An 18,587-nucleotide genomic window follows, 5' to 3' on the forward strand; every position below is an offset into this window, starting at 1 on the left:
GCCTTCACCGGCGCCGGTGGGCCTCCCCTTCCCGAGCGGGTGGGGACCCGGTGGTACGTACGGCCGCGCCGGATCTGAGAGGGCGCATGAGCCACACCCGACACGTCCCGGTGATGCTCCAGCGGTGCCTGGACATGTTGGCCCCCGCCCTGGCCGAGCCCGGAGCGGTGGTGGTCGACTGCACCCTCGGCCTCGGCGGCCACAGCGAGGCACTGCTCACCAGCTTCCCGGCGGCCCGGCTGATCGCCCTGGATCGGGACCAGGAGGCGCTGCGCCTCTCCGGCGAGCGGCTCGCCCCCTTCGGTGACCGGGCCACCCTGGTGCACGCGGTCTACGACGAGCTGCCCGAGGTGCTCGGCCGGCTCGGCGTGCCGCGCGTCCAGGGCGTCCTGTTCGACCTGGGTGTCTCCTCCATGCAGCTGGACGAGGCCGACCGGGGCTTCGCCTACGCCCAGGACGCCCCGCTCGACATGCGGATGGACCAGACGACCGGAATGAGCGCCGCCGAGGTGCTCAACACCTACCCGCCGGGCGAGCTGGTCCGGATCCTGCGCGCGTACGGCGAGGAGAAGCAGGCCAAGCGGATCGTGGCGGCGGTCGTCCGGGAGCGGGAGAAGGAACCGTTCTCCCACAGCGCCCGGCTGGTCGAACTGATCCGGGACGCCCTGCCGCAGGCCGCCAAGCGCACCGGCGGCAACCCGGCCAAGCGGACCTTCCAGGCCCTGCGCATCGAGGTCAACGGCGAGCTGTCGGTGCTGGAACGGGCCGTGCCGGCCGCCGTCAGGGCGCTCGCGGTCGGCGGTCGGATCGCCGTGCTGTCGTACCACTCGCTGGAGGACCGCCTGGTGAAGCAGGTCCTCGCGGCGGGCGCCGCCACCACCGCGCCGCCCGGGCTGCCGGTGGTGCCCGAGCGCTACCAGCCCCGGCTGAAGCTGCTGACCCGGGGCGCGGAGCTGCCGACCGAGGAGGAGATCGCGGAGAACCGCCGCGCCGCCCCGGCCCGGCTGCGCGGCGCCGAGCGCATCCGGGAGGACGCCCTGTGACCGCCCCCCGCCGGGCCCCCGCCTCCCGCCGGACCCCGGCCCCCGGCACGGCTCGGGCCCCCGGCACGGCTCCGGCCCCGGTCCGGGCCTCCGGTGCGGCTCCGGCCTCCGCCGCTCCCGGTGTGCCCGCCGTGCTCACCGGCCGCCGCGCCCACCCCCGTACCGCTTCCGCGCGTACGGCCGCCGCCGGTTCCGTCCGTACGACCCGCCCCGCACGGGCCGCCCGTCGCCCGCTCGCCGGTACGGCCCCCGCAACACCCGGCGCCCGCCGCGCCCCCGCCCGTACCGCTGCGCCCCCCGCCCGCCGGGAGGGGCGGTGAGCAAGGCGGGCCCGCTGCGGGGACGGGCGGCCCGGCTGGCCGGACTGATGCCGTCCGGGCCCAGCACCGCGGCCCGCACCCCCTTCGTGCTGCTCGTCGTGGTGCTGCTCGGCGGCGGGCTGATCACCCTGCTGCTCCTCAACTCCTCCCTCAACCAGGGCTCCTTCGAGCTGAGCGAGCTGAAGAAGAGGACCACCGAGCTGACCGACGAGCAGCAGGCCCTCCAGCGCGACGTGGACGACCGCTCCGCCCCGGAGGCCCTGGAGCGCCGGGCCCGGGAGCTGGGCATGGTCCCCGGCGGCAGCCCCGCCTTCCTGGACCCGGACGGCTCCGTCCACGGCGTCCCCCGCCCGGCCACCGCCGAGCCCTCGCCGGAGCCCGCCCGCCCGTCCGCCCCCGCGCAGCCGCAGCCGCGACCCCAGCTCCAGCCGCAGCCGCAGGCGCCACCGCAGCTCCAGCCGCAGACCCAGGCGCCACCGCAGCCCCAGCCCCAGCCGCGGACCGGGCCGCCATCCCCGCTCCAGCCGCAGGCCGAGGCGCCGTCGCCGCCCCAGCCGCAGCCCCCGGCACCGTCGCAGCCCCCGGTCCAGCCGCAGCCGCGGCCCCAGTTGCCGGCCGAGCCCACCGTGGTCCTCACCGACGGACCGTCCACCGCCCCGACCACGCCCGGCAGGTGACGCAGTGCCACCCAGCCCGCCCCCGCGCCGCCGGGTCCCCGGCCCCGCCCGCCCCGCGCCCCGCAGACCGGCCGGCGGCTCCCGCCCGCGCCCGGCCGGGCGCCCCGGGGCCCGGCCCCGCACCATCCGGCTGGGCAGCCCCCGGCCCCGGCTGCGGCTGGTCAGCCTCGGGCTCACCCTGGTGATGCTCGCCTTCGTCGGGCGCCTCCTCCAGGTGCAGGCGGTCGACGCGGAGGCGTACGCGGCCAAGGCCGAGAAGAACCGCTACCTCACCCACAAACTGAGCGCCGAGCGCGGCGAGATCACCGACCGCGCCGGGGTCGCGCTGGCCACCAGTGTGGACGCGTACGACATCACCGCCGACCCCAAGCTGTTCACCCCGGAGGAGAGCGGGGTCGCGGACGCGCCCGAGCAGGCCGCCGCGCTGCTCGCCCCGATCCTCGGCAAGCAGCCGGCCGAGCTGGTCAGGAAGCTGCGCACCCCCGAGTCCCCGCGCTACACCGTGCTGGCCCGGCGGCAGACCCCGCAGGTCTGGAACCAGATCAAGGACCTGAAGAGCGTCTTCGCCGAGAAGGCCCGGGTGGAGCAGGCGGCCGGGCGCGGCTCCGGGATCAGCGTCCTCGGCGGGGTGCTGAGCGAGCGGAGCAGCAAGCGGGTCTATCCGAACGGCACCCTCGCCGCCGGGATACTGGGCTACGTCAACGCCGACGGCCGGGGCGCCGGCGGCCTGGAGTCCATGCTCGACGAGGAACTGGCCGGCAAGGACGGCAAGGTCACCTACGCCCAGTCCGGCGGCCGCCGGGTGCCGACCGCCAGCTCCCGGGAGACGCCCGCCGTGCCCGGCTCGGACATCGAGCTGACCATCGACCGGGACATCCAGTGGGCCGCCCAGGAGGCGATCAGCCGGCAGGTCACCGAGTCGGCGGCCGACCGGGGCTATGTGGTCGTGCAGAACACCCGGACCGGCGAGGTGCTGGCCATGGCCAACGCGCCCGGCTTCGACCCCAACGACCTCTCCCAGGCCGACTCCGCCGCCATGGGCAACGCCGCTCTCCAGGACGTGTACGAGCCGGGCTCCACCGCCAAGGTGATGTCGATCGCCGCCGTGCTGGAGGAGGGCGCCGCCACCCCCGGCACCCATGTCGTGGTGCCCAACCGGCTGCACCGGGGCGACCGGCTGTTCAAGGACGACATCGACCACCCCACCTGGTACCTGACCCTCAACGGCGTGCTGGCCAAGTCCAGCAACATCGGGACCATCCTCGCCACCGGCCAGCTCGGCGACACCCAGCCCAAGGCCAACCAGGTGCTCCACTCCTATCTGCGGAAGTTCGGCATCGGCAGCCCCACCGGGCTCGGCTACCCGGGCGAGACCCCCGGACTGCTGGCCCGGCCGGGGGAGTGGTCCACCTCCCAGCAGTTCACCGTCCCGTTCGGCCAGGGCCTCTCCATCAACGCCATGCAGGCGGCCTCGGTCTACTCGACCATCGCCAACGGCGGTGTCCGGATCACGCCCACCCTGGTCCGGGGCACCAAGGGCCCCGACGGCCGGTTCATCGCCGCGCCCGCCCCCGGGAAGCGACGGGTGGTCAGCGAGAAGACGGCGAAGGCGGTCGCCGCCATGCTGGAGTCGGTGGTCGACGACCGGGAGGGCACCGGCACCAAGGCGGCCATCCCCGGCTACCGGGTGGCCGGAAAGACCGGTACCGCCAACCGGGTCGATCCCCAGCTCGGCCGCTACAAGGGGTACACCGCCTCCTTCGCCGGTTTCGCCCCGGCCGACGATCCCCAGCTCACCGTCTACTGCGCCATCCAGAACCCCACCAAGGGCAGTTACTTCGGCGGCCAGATCTGCGGCCCCGTCTACAAGAAGGTCATGGAGTTCGCCCTCAAGACCCTCTCCGTCCCCCCGACCGGCGAGAAACCCCCGCGGCTGCCGGTCACGTTCAAGCCCGGCGAGTGAGCCGGCGGGAGCATCCAGTGACCACCATCACCCCCGACCCCGGGAACCGGAACGGCACCCCGGCCGCACCGGCGGCCTCTTTTGGCCCGATCGCGGGTACGCCCGGTACGCTCACCGCCGTGCCACACGCTGATCAGTCCCCGACCGCCCCGCAGAACGCCCCCCAGCCGGGAACGCCCCGCCCCGAGCGGGTCCGCCCGACTCCGCTGGCCGAGCTGGCCGCACGGCTGGAGATCGCGCCACCGGGCGCCGGGGAGGTCACCGGGATCACCCATGACTCACGGGCCGTCCGCCCCGGCGACGTGTACGCCGCGCTGCCCGGCGCCCGGTTCCACGGCGCCGACTTCGCGGACCAGGCGGCCGGCCTCGGCGCCGCCGCGGTGCTCACCGATCCGTCCGGCGCCGAACGCGCCGCCGCCACCGGACTGCCGGTCCTGGTCACCGGCGACCCGCGCGGCCGGATGGGCGAACTGGCCGCCCTCATCTACGGCACCCCCGGCGACGCACTGCTCCGGATCGGCATCACCGGCACCTCCGGCAAGACCACCACGGCCTATCTGGTCGAGGGCGGGCTGCGCGAGGCCGACCGCCGCACCGGGCTGATCGGCACCGTCGAGATGCGCATCGGCGACGAGCGCGTCAAGTCCGAGCGCACCACCCCCGAGGCCACCGACCTCCAGGCGCTGTTCGCGCTGATGCGGGAGCGCGGGGTCGAGGCGGTCGCCATGGAGGTCTCCAGCCACGCCCTGGTGCTCGGCCGGGTGGACGGCTCCGTCTTCGACGTGGCGGTCTTCAACAACCTCAGCCCGGAGCACATGGAGTTCCACTCCGGGATGGAGGACTACTTCCAGGCCAAGGCGCAGCTCTTCACGCCCCGCCGCTCCCGGCGCGGGGTGGTCAACCTCGACGACGAGTACGGCCGGCGGCTGGTCGACGAGGCGTCCGTGCCGATCGTCACCTTCTCCGCCGAGGGCCACCCGGACGCCGACTGGCGCGCCGAGGACGTGGAGATCGGCTCCCGCGGCTCCGACTTCACCGTGGTCGGCCCGCAGGGCAACCGGATCACCGCCCGCGCCCCGCTGCCCGGGCCGTTCAACGTGGCCAACACGCTGGCCGCGATCGTCACCCTCGCGGTGGCCGGAATCGACCCCCAGACCGCCGCCGACGGTGTGGCCGCCGTTCCCGGCGTCCCGGGCCGCCTGGAGCGGGTGGACGCCGGACAGCCGTATCTCGCGGTGGTCGACTACGCCCACAAGACCGACGCCGTCGAATCGGTCCTGCGCTCGCTGCGCAAGGTCACCGGCGGCCGGATCCACCTGGTGCTCGGCTGCGGCGGCGACCGGGACGTCACCAAGCGCGGCCCGATGGGCGCCGCCGCCGCCCGGCTCGCCGACACCGCCGTCCTCACCTCCGACAACCCCCGTTCCGAGGACCCGCTCGCGATCCTCGCCGCCATGCTCGCGGGCGCCGCCGAAGTGCCGGTGCACGAGCGCGGCGACGTCCTGGTGGAGGCCGACCGGGCCGCCGCCATCGCCGCCGCCGTGGCCCGCGCCGAACCCGGCGACACCGTGCTGATCGCGGGCAAGGGCCACGAGCAGGGCCAGGACATCGCGGGCGTGGTCCGCCCCTTCGACGACCGTCAGGTCCTCCGCGAAGCAATCCAGAACAGTCAGGGATGACAGAGTGATCGCCCTCTCCCTCGCCGAGATCGCCGGAATCGTCGGCGGGCAGTCGTACGACATACCGGATCCGGCCGTACGCGTCACCGGGTCCGTCGTCATCGACTCCCGCCGGGTCGAGCCCGGTGGCCTCTTCGCCGCCTTCGCCGGTGAGCGCGTCGACGGCCACGACTACGCGCGCGGCGCCGTCGAGGCGGGCGCGGTGGCCGTACTGGCCACCCGCCCCCTCGGCGTGCCCGCCATCGTGGTGGACGACGTCCAGACGGCCCTGGGCGCGCTCGCCCGCGCCGTCGTGGAACGCCTCGGCACCCATGTCGTGGCGCTGACCGGCTCGGCCGGCAAGACCAGCACCAAGGACCTCATCGCCCAGCTGCTCCAGCACAAGGCGCCCACGGTCTGGACGCCCGGCTCCCTCAACAACGAGATCGGCCTGCCCCTCACGGCGCTCACCGCCACCGAGGAGACCCGCCACCTCGTGCTGGAGATGGGAGCGCGCGGAATCGGCCACATCCGCTACCTCACCGGCCTCACCCCGCCGCGGATCGGCCTCGTCCTCAACGTCGGCACCGCCCACATCGGCGAGTTCGGCGGGCGCGAGCAGATCGCGCGGGCCAAGGGCGAGCTGGTCGAGTCGCTGCCCCCGGCCGACCGCGGCGGTGTCGCGATCCTGAACGCCGACGACCCCCTCGTACGGGAGATGGCCTCCCGCACCCGGGCCCGGGTGGTCCTCTTCGGCGAGGACCCCGAGGCCCCCGTCCGCGCCGGGAATGTCCGGCTCACCCCGGACGGGCGGCCCGCTTTCCGGCTCTACACCCCCACCGGGTGCGGCGACGTGACCTTGCGCCTGTACGGTGAGCACCACGTGTCGAACGCGCTCGCCGCGGCCGCCGTCGCCCATGAGCTGGGCATGTCCGTGGACGAGATCGCCACCGCGCTCTCCGGAGCGGGCACCCTCTCCCGCTGGCGCATGGAGGTCACCGAGCGACCGGACGGCGTGACGATCGTCAACGACGCCTACAACGCCAACCCCGAGTCCATGCGGGCCGCGCTGCGCGCGCTGGTCGCCATGGGCGGTCCCGCACGGGAACGGGGCGGGCGGACCTGGGCGGTGCTCGGCACGATGGCCGAGCTCGGTGACGACGCGCTCGCCGAGCACGACGCGGTCGGACGGCTCGCCGTCCGGCTCAACGTCAGCAAGCTCGTCGCAGTCGGGGGCAGGGAAGCGTCCTGGTTGCGACTGGGCGCTTACAACGAGGGTTCGTGGGGTGAGGAGTCGGTGCACGTGTCCGACGCGCAGGCGGCTGTCGACCTGTTGCGCAGTGAGCTGCGGCCGGGTGACGTCGTGCTGGTGAAGGCATCCAGGTCGGTCGGTCTGGAGCGGGTGGCGCAGGCGCTGCTCGACGACGCGACCGAGGGTGAGGTCGCCGGCCGATGAGGCAGATCCTCTTCGCGGGGGCCATCGGGCTCTTCCTCACCCTGATCGGTACGCCGCTGCTGATCAAGCTCCTCGCCCGCAAGGGCTACGGGCAGTTCATCCGGGACGACGGCCCGCGCACCCACGGCAGCAAGAAGGGCACGCCCACCATGGGCGGCATCTCCTTCATCCTGGCCACGCTGATCGCCTACGCCCTGGCCAAGGTCATCACCGGCGAGAACCCGTCCTACTCGGGCGTGCTGGTGCTCTTCCTGATGGCCGGCATGGGCCTGGTCGGCTTCCTGGACGACTACATCAAGATCGTCAAGCAGCGTTCGCTGGGCCTGCGGGCCAAGGCCAAGATGGCCGGACAGCTGATCGTCGGCATCGCCTTCGCCGTGCTGGCGCTCCAGTTCGCGGATCTGCGCGGCCAGACGCCGGCCTCCACCCGGCTCTCCTTCATCACCGACTTCGGCTGGTCCATCGGCCCGGTGCTCTTCGTGGTCTGGGCGCTCTTCATGATCCTGGCCATGTCCAACGGCGTGAACCTGACGGACGGTCTGGACGGCCTGGCCACCGGCGCCTCGGTGATGGTCTTCGGCGCGTACACCTTCATCGGGCTCTGGCAGTTCCAGGAGGCGTGCGCCAACGCCGAGACCCTCACCAACCCGAACGCCTGCTTCGAGGTCCGCGACCCGCTCGACCTCGCCGTGGTCGCCTCCGCGCTGATGGGCGCCTGCTTCGGCTTCCTCTGGTGGAACACCTCGCCGGCCAAGATCTTCATGGGCGACACCGGTTCGCTCGCCCTCGGCGGCGCCCTCGCCGGTCTCGCCATCTGCTCCCGCACCGAGCTGCTGCTCGCGCTGCTGGGCGGCCTCTTCGTGCTGATCACCATGTCCGTGGTCATCCAGGTCGGTTCCTTCAAGATGACCGGCAAGCGGGTCTTCCGGATGGCACCGCTCCAGCACCACTTCGAGCTCAAGGGCTGGTCCGAGGTCCTGGTGGTGGTCCGGTTCTGGATCATCCAGGGCATGTGCGTCATCGTGGGCCTGGGGCTCTTCTACGCGGGATGGGCGGCCGACAAGTGAGCGCCGGCTGGCAGGGCAAGCGGGTCACCGTCGCCGGGCTCGGGGTGAGCGGCATCCCCGCCGCCCGGGTCCTGCACGGCCTCGGCGCGGTCGTCACGGTCGTCAACGACGGCGACGACGAGCGTGCCCGGGCCCAGGCCGCGGAGCTGGAGGCGGCCGGGATCACCGTCCGCCTGGGCGACGGGGCCACCCTGCCGGAGGGCACCGAGCTGGTCGTCACCGCGCCCGGCTGGTCCCCGGACAAGCCGCTGTTCGCCGCCGCCGAGCGGGCCGGCGTCCCGGTCTGGGGCGACGTCGAGCTGGCCTGGCGGCTGCGCGGCCCGGACGCCGCCCCCTGGCTGGCGGTCACCGGCACCAACGGCAAGACCACCACCGTGCGGATGCTCGCCTCGATCCTGGAGGCGGCCGGGCTGCGCACCGCCGCCGTCGGCAACATCGGCGTCTCCCTGCTGGACGCGGTCACCGGCGACGAGCGGTACGACGTCCTCGCCGTCGAGCTCTCCAGCTACCAGCTGCACTGGGCGCCCTCGCTGCGCGCCCACTCCGCCGCGGTGCTCAACCTCGCCCCGGACCACCTGGACTGGCACGGCTCGATGGCCGCCTACGCCGCCGACAAGGGCCGGGTCTACGAGGGCAACACGGTCGCCTGCGTCTACAACGCCGCCGACCCGGCCACCGAGGACCTGGTCCGCGCGGCCGACGTCGAGGAGGGCTGCCGGGCCATCGGCTTCACCCTCGGCACCCCCGGCCCCTCCCAGCTGGGCGTCGTCGAGGGCATCCTGGTGGACCGGGCCTTCGTGCCCAACCGGCAGCAGCAGGCCCAGGAGCTGGCCGAGGTCACCGACGTGGACCCGCCCGCCCCGCACAACGTCGCCAACGCGCTCGCCGCCGCCGCGCTCGCCCGCGCCTTCGGCGTGCCGGCCACGGCGGTACGGGACGGGCTGCGCGCCTTCAAGCCGGACGCCCACCGGATCGAGCACGTGGCCGACGTGGCCGGGGTGCGGTACGTGGACGACTCCAAGGCCACCAACACCCACGCCGCCGAGGCGTCGCTCGCCGCCTACGACCCGATCGTCTGGATCGCCGGCGGCCTCGCCAAGGGCGCCACCTTCGACGAACTGGTCACCGCCTCGGCACCCCGGCTGCGCGGGGTGGTCCTGATGGGCGCCGACCGGGCGCTCATCCGGGAAGCCCTGGCGCGACACGCGCCGGAGGTACCGGTCGTGGACCTCGACCGGACCGACACTGGGGCGATGCCGGCGGCGGTCCAGGAGGCGGCCCGGCTCGCCCGGCCCGGGGACACCGTGCTGCTGGCCCCGGCGTGCGCCTCGATGGACATGTTCGTCAACTACAACAAGCGGGGCGAGGCGTTCGCGGAGGCCGTCCGCGCCCTCGCCGCCGAGCGCGCCTGATCCGGACACCGGGTCCGGGCCGCGCCGGGCACGACCGGAGGGGACAGCGACATGCGGGTCAGTGACACCGCCGCGCACGCGCCGCACCGCGCCCTGGGCCTCGCGTCGCGCGGCCGGACCGCGGGACCGGCCCGGCCGCCGGCCGCCCGGGGCGGTGCGGGCGCCGGCCGGACCCGCCGTCCCTCCGCCCCCCGGTCGGGCCCGCCGCGCGGCAACCGGCTGCGCGCCGCCTACGAGCGCGCCCGCCGGGCCTGGGACCGCCCGCTCACCGCGTACTACGTGATCCTCGGCGCCGGGCTGCTGATCACCGTGCTGGGCCTGGTGATGGTCTACTCGGCGTCCATGATCAAGGCGCTGGAGCTGTCGCTGCCCGCCTCCTACTTCTTCCGCAAGCAGTTCCTCGCCGCCGCCATCGGCACCGGACTGCTGCTCTTCGCCTCCCGGGTGCCCGCCAAGCTGCACCGGGCGCTCGCCTACCCGCTGCTGGTCGGCACGATCTTCCTGATGATCCTGGTGCAGATCCCCGGGATAGGGCACGCGGTCAACGGCAACCAGAACTGGATCTATCTGGGCGGCCCCTTCCAGCTCCAGCCCAGCGAGTTCGGCAAGCTGGCGCTGATCCTCTGGGGCGCCGACCTGCTCGCCCGCAAGCAGGACAAGCGGCTGCTCACCCAGTGGAAGCACCTGCTGGTCCCGCTGGTCCCGGTCGCCTTCCTGCTGCTGGGACTGATCATGCTCGGCGGTGACATGGGCACCGCGATCATCCTGACCGCCATCCTCTTCGGCCTGCTCTGGCTGGCCGGCGCCCCCACCAGCCTCTTCGCCGGGGTGCTCACGGTGGCCGCCACCATCGGCGCCGTACTGATCAAGACCAGCCCCAACCGGATGGGCCGGCTCGCCTGCATCGGCGCCACCGAACCGGGCCCCGGCGACTCCTGCTGGCAGGCGGTGCACGGGATCTACGCCCTGGCCTCGGGCGGACTCTTCGGCTCCGGACTCGGCGCCAGTGTGGAGAAATGGGGCCAACTGCCCGAGCCACACACGGACTTCATCTTCGCCATCACCGGGGAGGAACTGGGCCTGGCGGGGACGCTGTCGGTACTCGCCCTCTTCGCGGCTCTAGGCTATGCGGGTATTCGCGTGGCCGGACGCACGGAGGACCCCTTCGTGAGATACGCCGCGGGAGGCGTCACCACCTGGATCACGGCCCAGGCCGTGGTCAACATCGGCGCGGTGCTCGGACTGCTGCCGATCGCCGGGGTGCCCCTGCCGCTGTTCTCGTACGGGGGGTCGGCCCTGCTGCCGACCATGTTCGCCGTCGGACTGCTCATCGCCTTCGCGCGTGAGGAGCCCGCCGCGAGAGCGGCCCTGGCCATGCGGCAGCCCCGGTGGGGCAGACGGGCCGGGCTGAGTTGGAAGTCGATGCGACGGCGCGTGACGAAGCGCACGTCCGGAGAGCGGTGAATTTCGGTGCATGTCGTACTCGCCGGTGGGGGGACCGCCGGCCACATCGAGCCGGCGCTCGCCCTGGCGGACGCCCTGCGGAGGCAGGACCCGACCGTGGGGATCACGGCCCTCGGCACGGAGCGGGGTCTGGAGACCCGGCTGGTGCCCGAACGGGGTTACGAGCTGGCGCTCATCCCGGCCGTGCCGCTGCCGCGCAAGCCGACCCCGGAGCTGATCACCGTCCCCGGCCGGCTGCGCGGCACCATCAAGGCGGCCGAGCAGATCCTGGAGCGCACCAAGGCCGACTGCGTGGTCGGCTTCGGCGGCTATGTGGCCCTGCCCGGCTATCTGGCGGCCAAACGGCTCGGGGTGCCGATCGTGGTGCACGAGGCCAACGCCCGCCCCGGGCTGGCCAACAAGATCGGTTCCCGGTACGCGGCCGGGGTCGCCGTCGCCACCCCCGACAGCAAGCTCCGGGGCGCCCGCTACATCGGCATCCCGCTGCGGCACACCATCGCCACCCTGGACCGCGCCCGGGTCCGCCCCGAGGCGCGCGCCGCCTTCGGGCTCGACCCCAACCTGCCCACCCTGCTGGTCTCCGGCGGCTCCCAGGGCGCCCGGCGGCTCAACGAGGTGATCCAGCAGGTCGCCCCGGTGCTCCAGCGCTCCGGCATCCAGATCCTGCACGCGGTCGGCCCCAAGAACGAGCTCCCGCACGTCGACAACATGCCCGGCATGCCGCCGTACGTCCCGGTGCCCTACGTGGACCGGATGGACCTGGCCTACGCGGCGGCCGACATGATGCTCTGCCGGGCCGGCGCGATGACCGTGGCGGAGCTCTCCGCCGTCGGACTGCCCGCCGCCTACGTCCCGCTGCCGATCGGCAACGGTGAACAGCGGCTCAACGCCCAGCCGGTGGTCAAGAAGGGCGGCGGACTCCTGGTGGACGACGCCGAGCTGACGGCCGACTGGGTGCAGTCCCAGGTCCTCCCGGTGCTGGCCGACCCGCACCGGCTGTACGAGATGTCCCGCGCCGCCGCCGAGTTCGGCCGCCGGGACGCCGACGACCTGCTCGTCGGCATGGTGCACGAGGCGATCCAGCAGGCTCGCCGCTAGGGCCCCGCGTCCGGACCGGGGCCGGGCCGGGGCGGCATCCGGACCACAGGCCCCGGACCCGGACCCGGGGGCCGGCCGGGACCGGCCGGCCATGAACGGAAGGCAGGGAGCATGGCCGGACCGACCACCACCCGGCGCGGAGCGGGCCGGAAGCCCGCCGGCGCGTCGGCCCGGCCCGTGCGCCGCCCTCCGGCGCCCCGCGCCCCCCGGGCGCCCCGGCGGCACCGGTTCGGCCGCCGCCCGCTGCTGCTGCTCGCCGGCGTCCTGCTCGTGGTCACCGGGGTGCTCTGGCTGCTGTACGGCTCCGCCTGGCTGCGGGTGGACCGGGTGACCGTCTCCGGCACCCGGGTGCTGAGGCCCCAGGAGGTCACCGAGGTCGCCGCCGTGCGGCTCGGCCGCCCGCTCGCCGCCCTGGACACCGACGCCGTCGCCGGCCGGCTGAGCCGTGAACTCCCGCGCGTCGCCACGGTGGAGGTGGACCGGGAGTGGCCGGGCACGGTCGCGCTCAGGGTGACCGAGCGCAAGCCGGTGCTGCTGCTCCGCAAGGACGACCGGTACACCGAAGTGGACGCCGGGGGTGTGCGGTTCGCCACGTCCCGTCAGGCGCCGGCCGGGGTCCCGGTGCTCGAACTGACCGCCCGCGCGCGGGGCATCGCCGCCCGGCGCTTCTCCGCCGACCGGCTCACCCGGGAGGCGGTCCGGGTGGCGGGCGACCTGCCGGCCCCGGTGGCCAGGGCCACCCGGACGGTCAGGCTCGCCTCGTACGACTCCATCACCCTGGAACTGGCCGGCGGCCGGACCGTGGTCTGGGGCAGCGGCGAGAACGGCGGCGCGAAGGCCCGGGCGCTCACCGCGCTGATGAAGGCGGCGCCCGGAGCGGCGCACTTCGATGTGAGTGCGCCCACCGCCCCCGCCGTGGCGCGGAGTTGACGCGCATAAGCGCTGGCCAGCACCCTGGTTGGGCAGCGCTCAGGTTGATCACATAGGGTGAAAAGAAAAACGGGAGGTTCGGCGTGTTCGTTGAACGCGCGCCGCTTGTCGACTTAGTGTCCTGTTCGGAGAGTCCAACGAACAGTCACACTGGTAACCCTAAACTTCACCTTTAGGGTTTGGGTCGGCGTTCCGGACCGTCCCATCGGCATCCGTCGTCGCGACGCGTCAACCACAGCGGAGCGGCGACACGTAAATCGAGGCGAGAGGCCTTCGACGTGGCAGCACCGCAGAACTACCTCGCAGTCATCAAGGTCATCGGTGTCGGCGGCGGTGGTGTCAATGCCATCAACCGAATGATCGAGGTCGGTCTCAAGGGCGTCGAGTTCATCGCCATCAACACGGACGCACAGGCCCTGTTGATGAGCGACGCCGACGTCAAGCTGGACGTCGGCCGGGAACTCACCCGCGGCCTCGGCGCCGGCGCCAACCCGGCGGTCGGCCGGAAGGCGGCAGAGGACCACCGCGAGGAGATCGAGGAGGTCCTCAAGGGGGCCGACATGGTCTTCGTCACCGCCGGCGAGGGCGGCGGCACCGGCACCGGCGGCGCCCCCGTGGTCGCCAACATCGCCCGCTCGCTGGGCGCCCTCACCATCGGCGTGGTCACCCGCCCCTTCACCTTCGAGGGCCGGCGCCGCGCCAACCAGGCGGAGGACGGCATCGCGGAACTCCGCGAAGAGGTCGACACCCTCATCGTCATCCCCAACGACCGGCTGCTGTCCATCTCGGACCGCCAGGTCAGCGTGCTCGACGCGTTCAAGTCCGCCGACCAGGTGCTGCTCTCCGGCGTCCAGGGCATCACCGACCTCATCACCACCCCCGGCCTGATCAACCTGGACTTCGCCGACGTCAAGTCGGTCATGTCCGAGGCCGGTTCGGCCCTGATGGGCATCGGCTCGGCCCGCGGCGACGACCGCGCGGTGGCCGCCGCCGAGATGGCCATCTCCTCGCCGCTGCTCGAAGCGTCCATCGACGGCGCCCGGGGCGTGCTGCTCTCCATCTCCGGCGGCTCGGACCTCGGTCTCTTCGAGATCAACGAGGCCGCCCAGCTGGTCAGCGAGGCCGCCCACCCCGAGGCCAACATCATCTTCGGTGCCGTCATCGACGACGCCCTGGGTGACGAGGTCCGGGTCACCGTCATCGCGGCCGGCTTCGACGGCGGCCAGCCGCCGGCCCGCCGGGACAACGTCCTCGGCTCCACCCCGGCCAAGCGCGAGGAGCCGGCGCCGCCGGCCCGCGCCACCGAGCCGGCCCGCCCGCTCGGCGGCCTCGGCACCGTGCCGGCCCGCGAGGAGACCCCGGCTCCGGCAACCCCCGAGCCCGCCCCGGCGGCGAACGAGAGCCTGCCGTCCAGCACCCCGCCGGCCGTGCCCACGGCCCGCCCGTACCCGGACACCCAGGCCGAAGAGCTGGACGTCCCGGACTTCCTGAAGTGACCCCGTGATAGGACAGCACGACTCCGAGAGCGGCGCCCACTTCGCCTTCACCGACCGGTGGGGCGGGGTGAGCGCCGCTCCGTACGACGAGCTCAATCTCGGCGGCGCGGTGGGGGACGACCCCGCCGCCGTCACCACCAACCGTGAGCTGGCCGCCAAGGCGCTCGGCCTCGACCCCGGCCGGGTCGTCTGGATGAACCAGGTGCACGGCCGGGACGTCGCCGTGGTGGACGGACCCTGGCCGGCGGACACCCCGGTGCCCGCCGTGGACGCGGTGGTCACCGCCCGGCGCGGCCTCGCCCTCGCGGTGCTCACCGCCGACTGCGTGCCGGTCCTGCTGGCCGACCCGGTCGCGGGCGTGGCCGGGGCGGCGCACGCCGGACGGCCCGGGATGGTCGCCGGGGTGGTCGCGGCGACGGTCGCGGCGATGGTCCGGCTGGGCGCCGAGCCCGCCCGGCTGATCGCCCGCACCGGACCCGCCGTCTGCGGCCGCTGCTACGAGGTGCCCGCCGCGATGCGCGACGAGGTCGCCGCCGCCGAACCGGCCGCCCGGGCCGAGACCGGCTGGGGCACCCCGGCGGTGGACGTCGCCGCCGGCGTGCACGCCCAGCTCCGCGCGCTCGGCGTGCGCGACCCGCGCTCCTCCGGGATCTGCACCCGGGAGTCGGCCGACCACTACTCGTACCGGCGCGACCGCACCACCGGCCGGCTCGCCTCGTACGTCTGGAACGCGGAGGCGGGGGCGTGAGCGGGGAGCCGATCCAGGGCGCCGGGGCGCCGGGCGAGAGCAATGAGACCGGGGAGCCCGGTGAAACCGGTGACCTGACGGAGCGCCGGGCCGAGCTCGCCGGCAACCTCGCGCGGGTGGAGGAGCGGATCGCCGCCGCCTGCGCGGCCGCCGGCCGCCGCCGCGAGGACGTCACCCTCATCGTGGTCACCAAGACCTACCCGGCGAGCGATGTACGGCTCCTCCATGAGCTGGGCGTCCGTCAGGTGGCGGAGAACCGGGACCAGGACGCCGCGCCGAAGGCCGCCGCCTGCGCGGACCTGGACCTCACCTGGCACTTCGTGGGCCAGTTGCAGACCAACAAGGTCCGTTCGGTGGCGGGTTACGCTCAGTTCGTGCAGTCGGTCGACCGGTTGAAGCTCGTGGGCGCACTCTCCACCGCGGCGGTGCGCGCCGGGCGCGAACTGGGGCTTCTGCTCCAGGTGGCGCTGGACGCCGAGGCCGCCGGGCGCGGGGAGCGCGGCGGCGTCGGACCGGACGGAGTGGCCGAGTTGGCCGACGCGGTGGCCGCCGCCCCGGGGCTCCGGCTCGGCGGGCTGATGACGGTCGCGCCGCTGGCCGGACCGTACGCGGGACGTCAACGGGCCGCGTTCGACCGACTGGTGGAAATCTCGGCCCGCCTGCGCCTCGACCACCCGGCTGCCACCATGGTCTCGGCGGGGATGAGCGCGGATCTGGAGGACGCCGTGGCGGCCGGGGCGACACATGTACGCATCGGTACGGCGGTACTCGGAGTCCGTCCCCGGCTCGGGTAACGTCGCGAAGCAAGTCGGACCACAGCAGAAAATATGGTCATTTCCGTCAAACGGCGGAGGGACCCCGTGGATCGCGGGCACTCGGTGACGTTGCCGACGTTGCCGATCCACCACAGAGCGGAGGACTCAGAGCATGGCCGGCGCGATGCGCAAGATGGCGGTCTACCTCGGCCTCGTGGAGGACGATGGGTACGACGGCAGGGGCTTCGACCCCGACGACGACTTCGAACCCGAGCTGGAACCCGAGCCCGACCGGCACCGCCACCAGCCTCCGCACCAGGCCGTCCACCAGCCCGCGCCGGCCGCCGCCCACGCGGGCGGACCGGCCGCCCACCCGGTCGCGCACCCCTCCTCGGTGGCGACCGAACGCGAAGAGCCCCCGCGGGTGGTGGCCCAGCCGCCCGCCCAGCGCGAGCCCGTTCCGCTTCCCCTCGAAAGCGGACGTCCGGCGCGAATCGCCCCCGTGGCATCCATCACACCTGAACGCCCGAGCCTGGAGAAGAACGCACCGGTGATCATGCCCAAGGCCGTGTCCGAGCGGGAGCCGTACCGCATCACCACGCTGCACCCCCGGACCTACAACGAGGCCCGTACCATCGGGGAACACTTCCGCGAGGGCACTCCAGTGATCATGAATCTGACCGAGATGGACGACACCGACGCGAAGCGACTTGTCGACTTTGCAGCCGGTCTGGTCTTCGGTCTGCATGGCAGCATTGAGCGCGTGACGCAGAAGGTGTTCTTGTTGTCGCCTGCTAACGTCGATGTCACGGCGGAGGACAAGGCCCGCATCGCAGAGGGCGGATTCTTCAACCAGAGCTGAGAGCACGACACCGGAATCGGCCGGCCGCACGGCCGGCGCATGAGAGCCAGGGGAGAGGGAAGCGCGGGATGGGCGTGGCGCTGCAGGTGATCTACATCGCGCTGATGTGCTTCCTCATCCTGCTGATCTTCCGACTGGTCATGCAGTACGTCTTCCAGTTCGCCCGTTCATGGGAACCCGGGAAGGCGATGGTGGTCGTTCTGGAGGCCACCTACACTGTCACCGATCCACCACTGAAACTTCTGCAGCGGTTCATTCCGCCGCTGCGTCTCGGGGGTGTGGCACTCGACCTGTCCTTCTTCGTTCTGATGATCATCGTCTACATCCTGATCACCGTCGTGAACACCTTCGCGATGAGGGTGTGAGGGTCCCAGGTGTAGCCCAGGTGTAGAGCGATACCGGTCCTGCCGACTGCCGACGACTACTAGAGGTGAAGAAGAGATGCCGTTGACTCCCGAGGATGTGCGGAACAAGCAGTTCACGACCGTCCGCCTCCGAGAGGGCTATGACGAGGACGAGGTCGACGCCTTCCTCGACGAGGTCGAGGCCGAGTTGACGCGTCTGCTGCGGGAGAACGAGGACCTGCGCGCCAAGCTGGCAGCCGCCACGCGCGCGGCCGCGCAGAATCAGCAGAACCAGCAGCAGGGCATGCGCAAGCCTCCGGAGCAGCAGGAGCGGCCGAACGGTCCCGGCGCTCCGGTGCCCGCCGCCATATCCGGACCCCCGGTCCAGCAGCAGCCGCCGCAGATGGGTCCGCCCCAGCTGCCGGGAGGCGCGCCTCAGCTGCCGGCCGGTCCCAGTCACGGTGGTCCGCAGGGCCATGGCGGCCCGCAGGGCCATGGCGGCCCGCAGGGCCACGGCGGTCCGCAGGGGCCGCACGGACCCATGCAGGGCGGCCCGATGGGCGGTCCGATGGGTCAAGGGGGCCCGATGGGCCAGGGCATGGGCGGCCCCATGGGTGGTCCGATGGGCGGCCACGGTCCGCAGATGCCGCAGCCCGGTCAGGCTCCCGGTGGCGACAGCGCCGCCCGGGTGCTCTCGCTCGCCCAGCAGACCGCCGACCAGGCGATCGCGGAGGCCCGTTCCGAGGCCAACAAGATCGTCGGTGAGGCCCGGTCGCGCGCCGAGGGCCTGGAGCGGGACGCCCGCGCCAAGGCCGACGCGCTGGAGCGGGACGCCCAGGAGAAGCACCGCGTCGCCATGGGCTCGCTGGAGTCGGCCCGTGCCACCCTGGAGCGCAAGGTCGAGGACCTGCGGGGCTTCGAGCGGGAGTACCGCACGCGGCTGAAGTCGTACCTGGAGAGCCAGCTGCGCCAGCTGGAGACCCAGTCGGACGACTCGCTGGCCCCGTCGCGGACGCCGGCCGCCGCCTCGCTGCCGCCGTCGCCGTCGATGGCCCCGGCGGGTGCGGGTGCCCCGTCCTACGGGTCCAACCCGTCGCCCATGGGCGGCAACCCGAACGGGATGGGCGGTGCTCCGTCGTACGGCGGGCAGCAGCAGATGTCGCCCGCGATGACCCAGCCGATGGCACCGGTGCGGCCGCAGGCGCCGCAGCCGATGCAGCAGGCGCCTTCGCCGATGCGTGGGTTCCTGATCGACGAGGACGACAACTAGTCGGTCCGTGCAGGTGGTAGGGCC

General features: G+C 73.4%; 16 protein-coding genes. All 16 read left to right on the plus strand.

Annotation, left to right across the window (positions count from 1 at the left end):
* The first annotated feature begins 86 nt into the window (after nt 1-86).
* The 16 genes from rsmH (at nt 87) to NX801_RS12210 (ending at nt 18,563) form a co-directional block, all read left to right on the plus strand.
* The gene (rsmH, locus tag NX801_RS12135) at nt 87-1,043 is read left to right on the plus strand and encodes a 16S rRNA (cytosine(1402)-N(4))-methyltransferase RsmH (protein WP_258787499.1); all 957 of its coding nucleotides are present in this window, start codon (nt 87-89) and stop codon (nt 1,041-1,043) included.
* Nucleotides 1,044-1,359: 316 nt separating this feature from the next.
* Complete coding sequence (ftsL, locus tag NX801_RS12140; protein ID WP_258787500.1) at nt 1,360-2,040, plus strand: cell division protein FtsL; 681 nt, start codon at nt 1,360-1,362, stop codon at nt 2,038-2,040.
* A 4-nt stretch (nt 2,041-2,044) separates the two neighbouring features.
* A complete protein-coding gene (locus NX801_RS12145; RefSeq protein ID WP_258787503.1) occupies nt 2,045-4,003 on the plus strand; it encodes a peptidoglycan D,D-transpeptidase FtsI family protein in 1,959 nt (652 codons plus the stop codon).
* 17 nt (nt 4,004-4,020) lie between these two features.
* Entirely contained in the window at nt 4,021-5,682 is a 1,662-nt protein-coding gene (locus tag NX801_RS12150) for a UDP-N-acetylmuramoyl-L-alanyl-D-glutamate--2,6-diaminopimelate ligase (protein WP_258787504.1), read from the plus strand.
* 4 nt (nt 5,683-5,686) lie between these two features.
* Nucleotides 5,687-7,117 carry a UDP-N-acetylmuramoyl-tripeptide--D-alanyl-D-alanine ligase gene (locus NX801_RS12155; RefSeq protein ID WP_258787505.1) on the plus strand — a complete coding sequence of 477 codons (1,431 nt, stop codon included), beginning with the start codon at nt 5,687-5,689 and terminating at the stop codon, nt 7,115-7,117.
* Nucleotides 7,114-8,184: a phospho-N-acetylmuramoyl-pentapeptide-transferase gene (mraY, locus tag NX801_RS12160; protein WP_258787506.1), complete on the plus strand. Its 1,071-nt coding sequence runs from the start codon at nt 7,114-7,116 to the stop codon at nt 8,182-8,184. The genes NX801_RS12155 and mraY overlap by 4 nt, the downstream gene beginning before the upstream one ends.
* On the plus strand, nt 8,166-9,596 hold the full coding sequence (gene murD, locus NX801_RS12165; RefSeq protein WP_258787507.1) for a UDP-N-acetylmuramoyl-L-alanine--D-glutamate ligase: 1,431 nt from the start codon (nt 8,166-8,168) through the stop codon (nt 9,594-9,596). Before mraY ends, murD begins: the two co-directional genes overlap by 19 nt.
* Nucleotides 9,597-9,647: 51 nt before the next feature.
* Nucleotides 9,648-11,060: a putative lipid II flippase FtsW gene (gene ftsW / locus NX801_RS12170; protein WP_258787508.1), complete on the plus strand. Its 1,413-nt coding sequence runs from the start codon at nt 9,648-9,650 to the stop codon at nt 11,058-11,060.
* A 6-nt stretch (nt 11,061-11,066) separates the two neighbouring features.
* Nucleotides 11,067-12,158: an undecaprenyldiphospho-muramoylpentapeptide beta-N-acetylglucosaminyltransferase gene (gene murG, locus NX801_RS12175; protein WP_258787510.1), complete on the plus strand. Its 1,092-nt coding sequence runs from the start codon at nt 11,067-11,069 to the stop codon at nt 12,156-12,158.
* A 111-nt stretch (nt 12,159-12,269) separates the two neighbouring features.
* Nucleotides 12,270-13,088 carry a cell division protein FtsQ/DivIB gene (locus tag NX801_RS12180; RefSeq protein WP_258787513.1) on the plus strand — a complete coding sequence of 273 codons (819 nt, stop codon included), beginning with the start codon at nt 12,270-12,272 and terminating at the stop codon, nt 13,086-13,088.
* A 278-nt stretch (nt 13,089-13,366) separates the two neighbouring features.
* Complete coding sequence (gene ftsZ, locus NX801_RS12185) at nt 13,367-14,584, plus strand: cell division protein FtsZ (RefSeq protein WP_258787514.1); 1,218 nt, start codon at nt 13,367-13,369, stop codon at nt 14,582-14,584.
* 4 nt (nt 14,585-14,588) lie between these two features.
* Nucleotides 14,589-15,332, plus strand: coding sequence for a peptidoglycan editing factor PgeF (pgeF, locus tag NX801_RS12190; RefSeq protein WP_258787515.1), 744 nt, complete (start codon nt 14,589-14,591; stop codon nt 15,330-15,332).
* A 74-nt stretch (nt 15,333-15,406) separates the two neighbouring features.
* Nucleotides 15,407-16,126, plus strand: coding sequence for a YggS family pyridoxal phosphate-dependent enzyme (locus NX801_RS12195; protein ID WP_258787631.1), 720 nt, complete (start codon nt 15,407-15,409; stop codon nt 16,124-16,126).
* A 133-nt stretch (nt 16,127-16,259) separates the two neighbouring features.
* Nucleotides 16,260-16,949, plus strand: a complete 690-nt coding sequence (locus NX801_RS12200) for a cell division protein SepF (RefSeq protein WP_258787516.1) — start codon at nt 16,260-16,262, stop codon at nt 16,947-16,949.
* A gap of 68 nt (nt 16,950-17,017) precedes the next feature.
* Nucleotides 17,018-17,314, plus strand: coding sequence for a YggT family protein (locus NX801_RS12205; protein WP_258787517.1), 297 nt, complete (start codon nt 17,018-17,020; stop codon nt 17,312-17,314).
* A gap of 76 nt (nt 17,315-17,390) precedes the next feature.
* Complete coding sequence (locus NX801_RS12210) at nt 17,391-18,563, plus strand: DivIVA domain-containing protein (RefSeq protein WP_258787518.1); 1,173 nt, start codon at nt 17,391-17,393, stop codon at nt 18,561-18,563.
* Nucleotides 18,564-18,587: the final 24 nt, after the last annotated feature.

The sequence above is a fragment of the Streptomyces pyxinae genome (genome assembly GCF_024756275.1).
In the GTDB taxonomy this organism is placed as follows: Bacteria; Actinomycetota; Actinomycetes; order Streptomycetales; family Streptomycetaceae; genus Streptomyces; species Streptomyces pyxinae.

Coding starts and splice junctions, on each gene's coding strand:
- rsmH (WP_258787499.1), top strand. CDS start 87: ATGAGCCACACCCGACACGTCCCGGTGATGCTCCAGCGGTGCCTGGAC.
- mraY (WP_258787506.1), top strand. CDS start 7,114: ATGAGGCAGATCCTCTTCGCGGGGGCCATCGGGCTCTTCCTCACCCTG.
- murD (WP_258787507.1), top strand. CDS start 8,166: ATGGGCGGCCGACAAGTGAGCGCCGGCTGGCAGGGCAAGCGGGTCACC.
- ftsW (WP_258787508.1), top strand. CDS start 9,648: ATGCGGGTCAGTGACACCGCCGCGCACGCGCCGCACCGCGCCCTGGGC.
- NX801_RS12180 (WP_258787513.1), top strand. CDS start 12,270: ATGGCCGGACCGACCACCACCCGGCGCGGAGCGGGCCGGAAGCCCGCC.
- NX801_RS12200 (WP_258787516.1), top strand. CDS start 16,260: ATGGCCGGCGCGATGCGCAAGATGGCGGTCTACCTCGGCCTCGTGGAG.
- NX801_RS12205 (WP_258787517.1), top strand. CDS start 17,018: ATGGGCGTGGCGCTGCAGGTGATCTACATCGCGCTGATGTGCTTCCTC.
- NX801_RS12210 (WP_258787518.1), top strand. CDS start 17,391: ATGCCGTTGACTCCCGAGGATGTGCGGAACAAGCAGTTCACGACCGTC.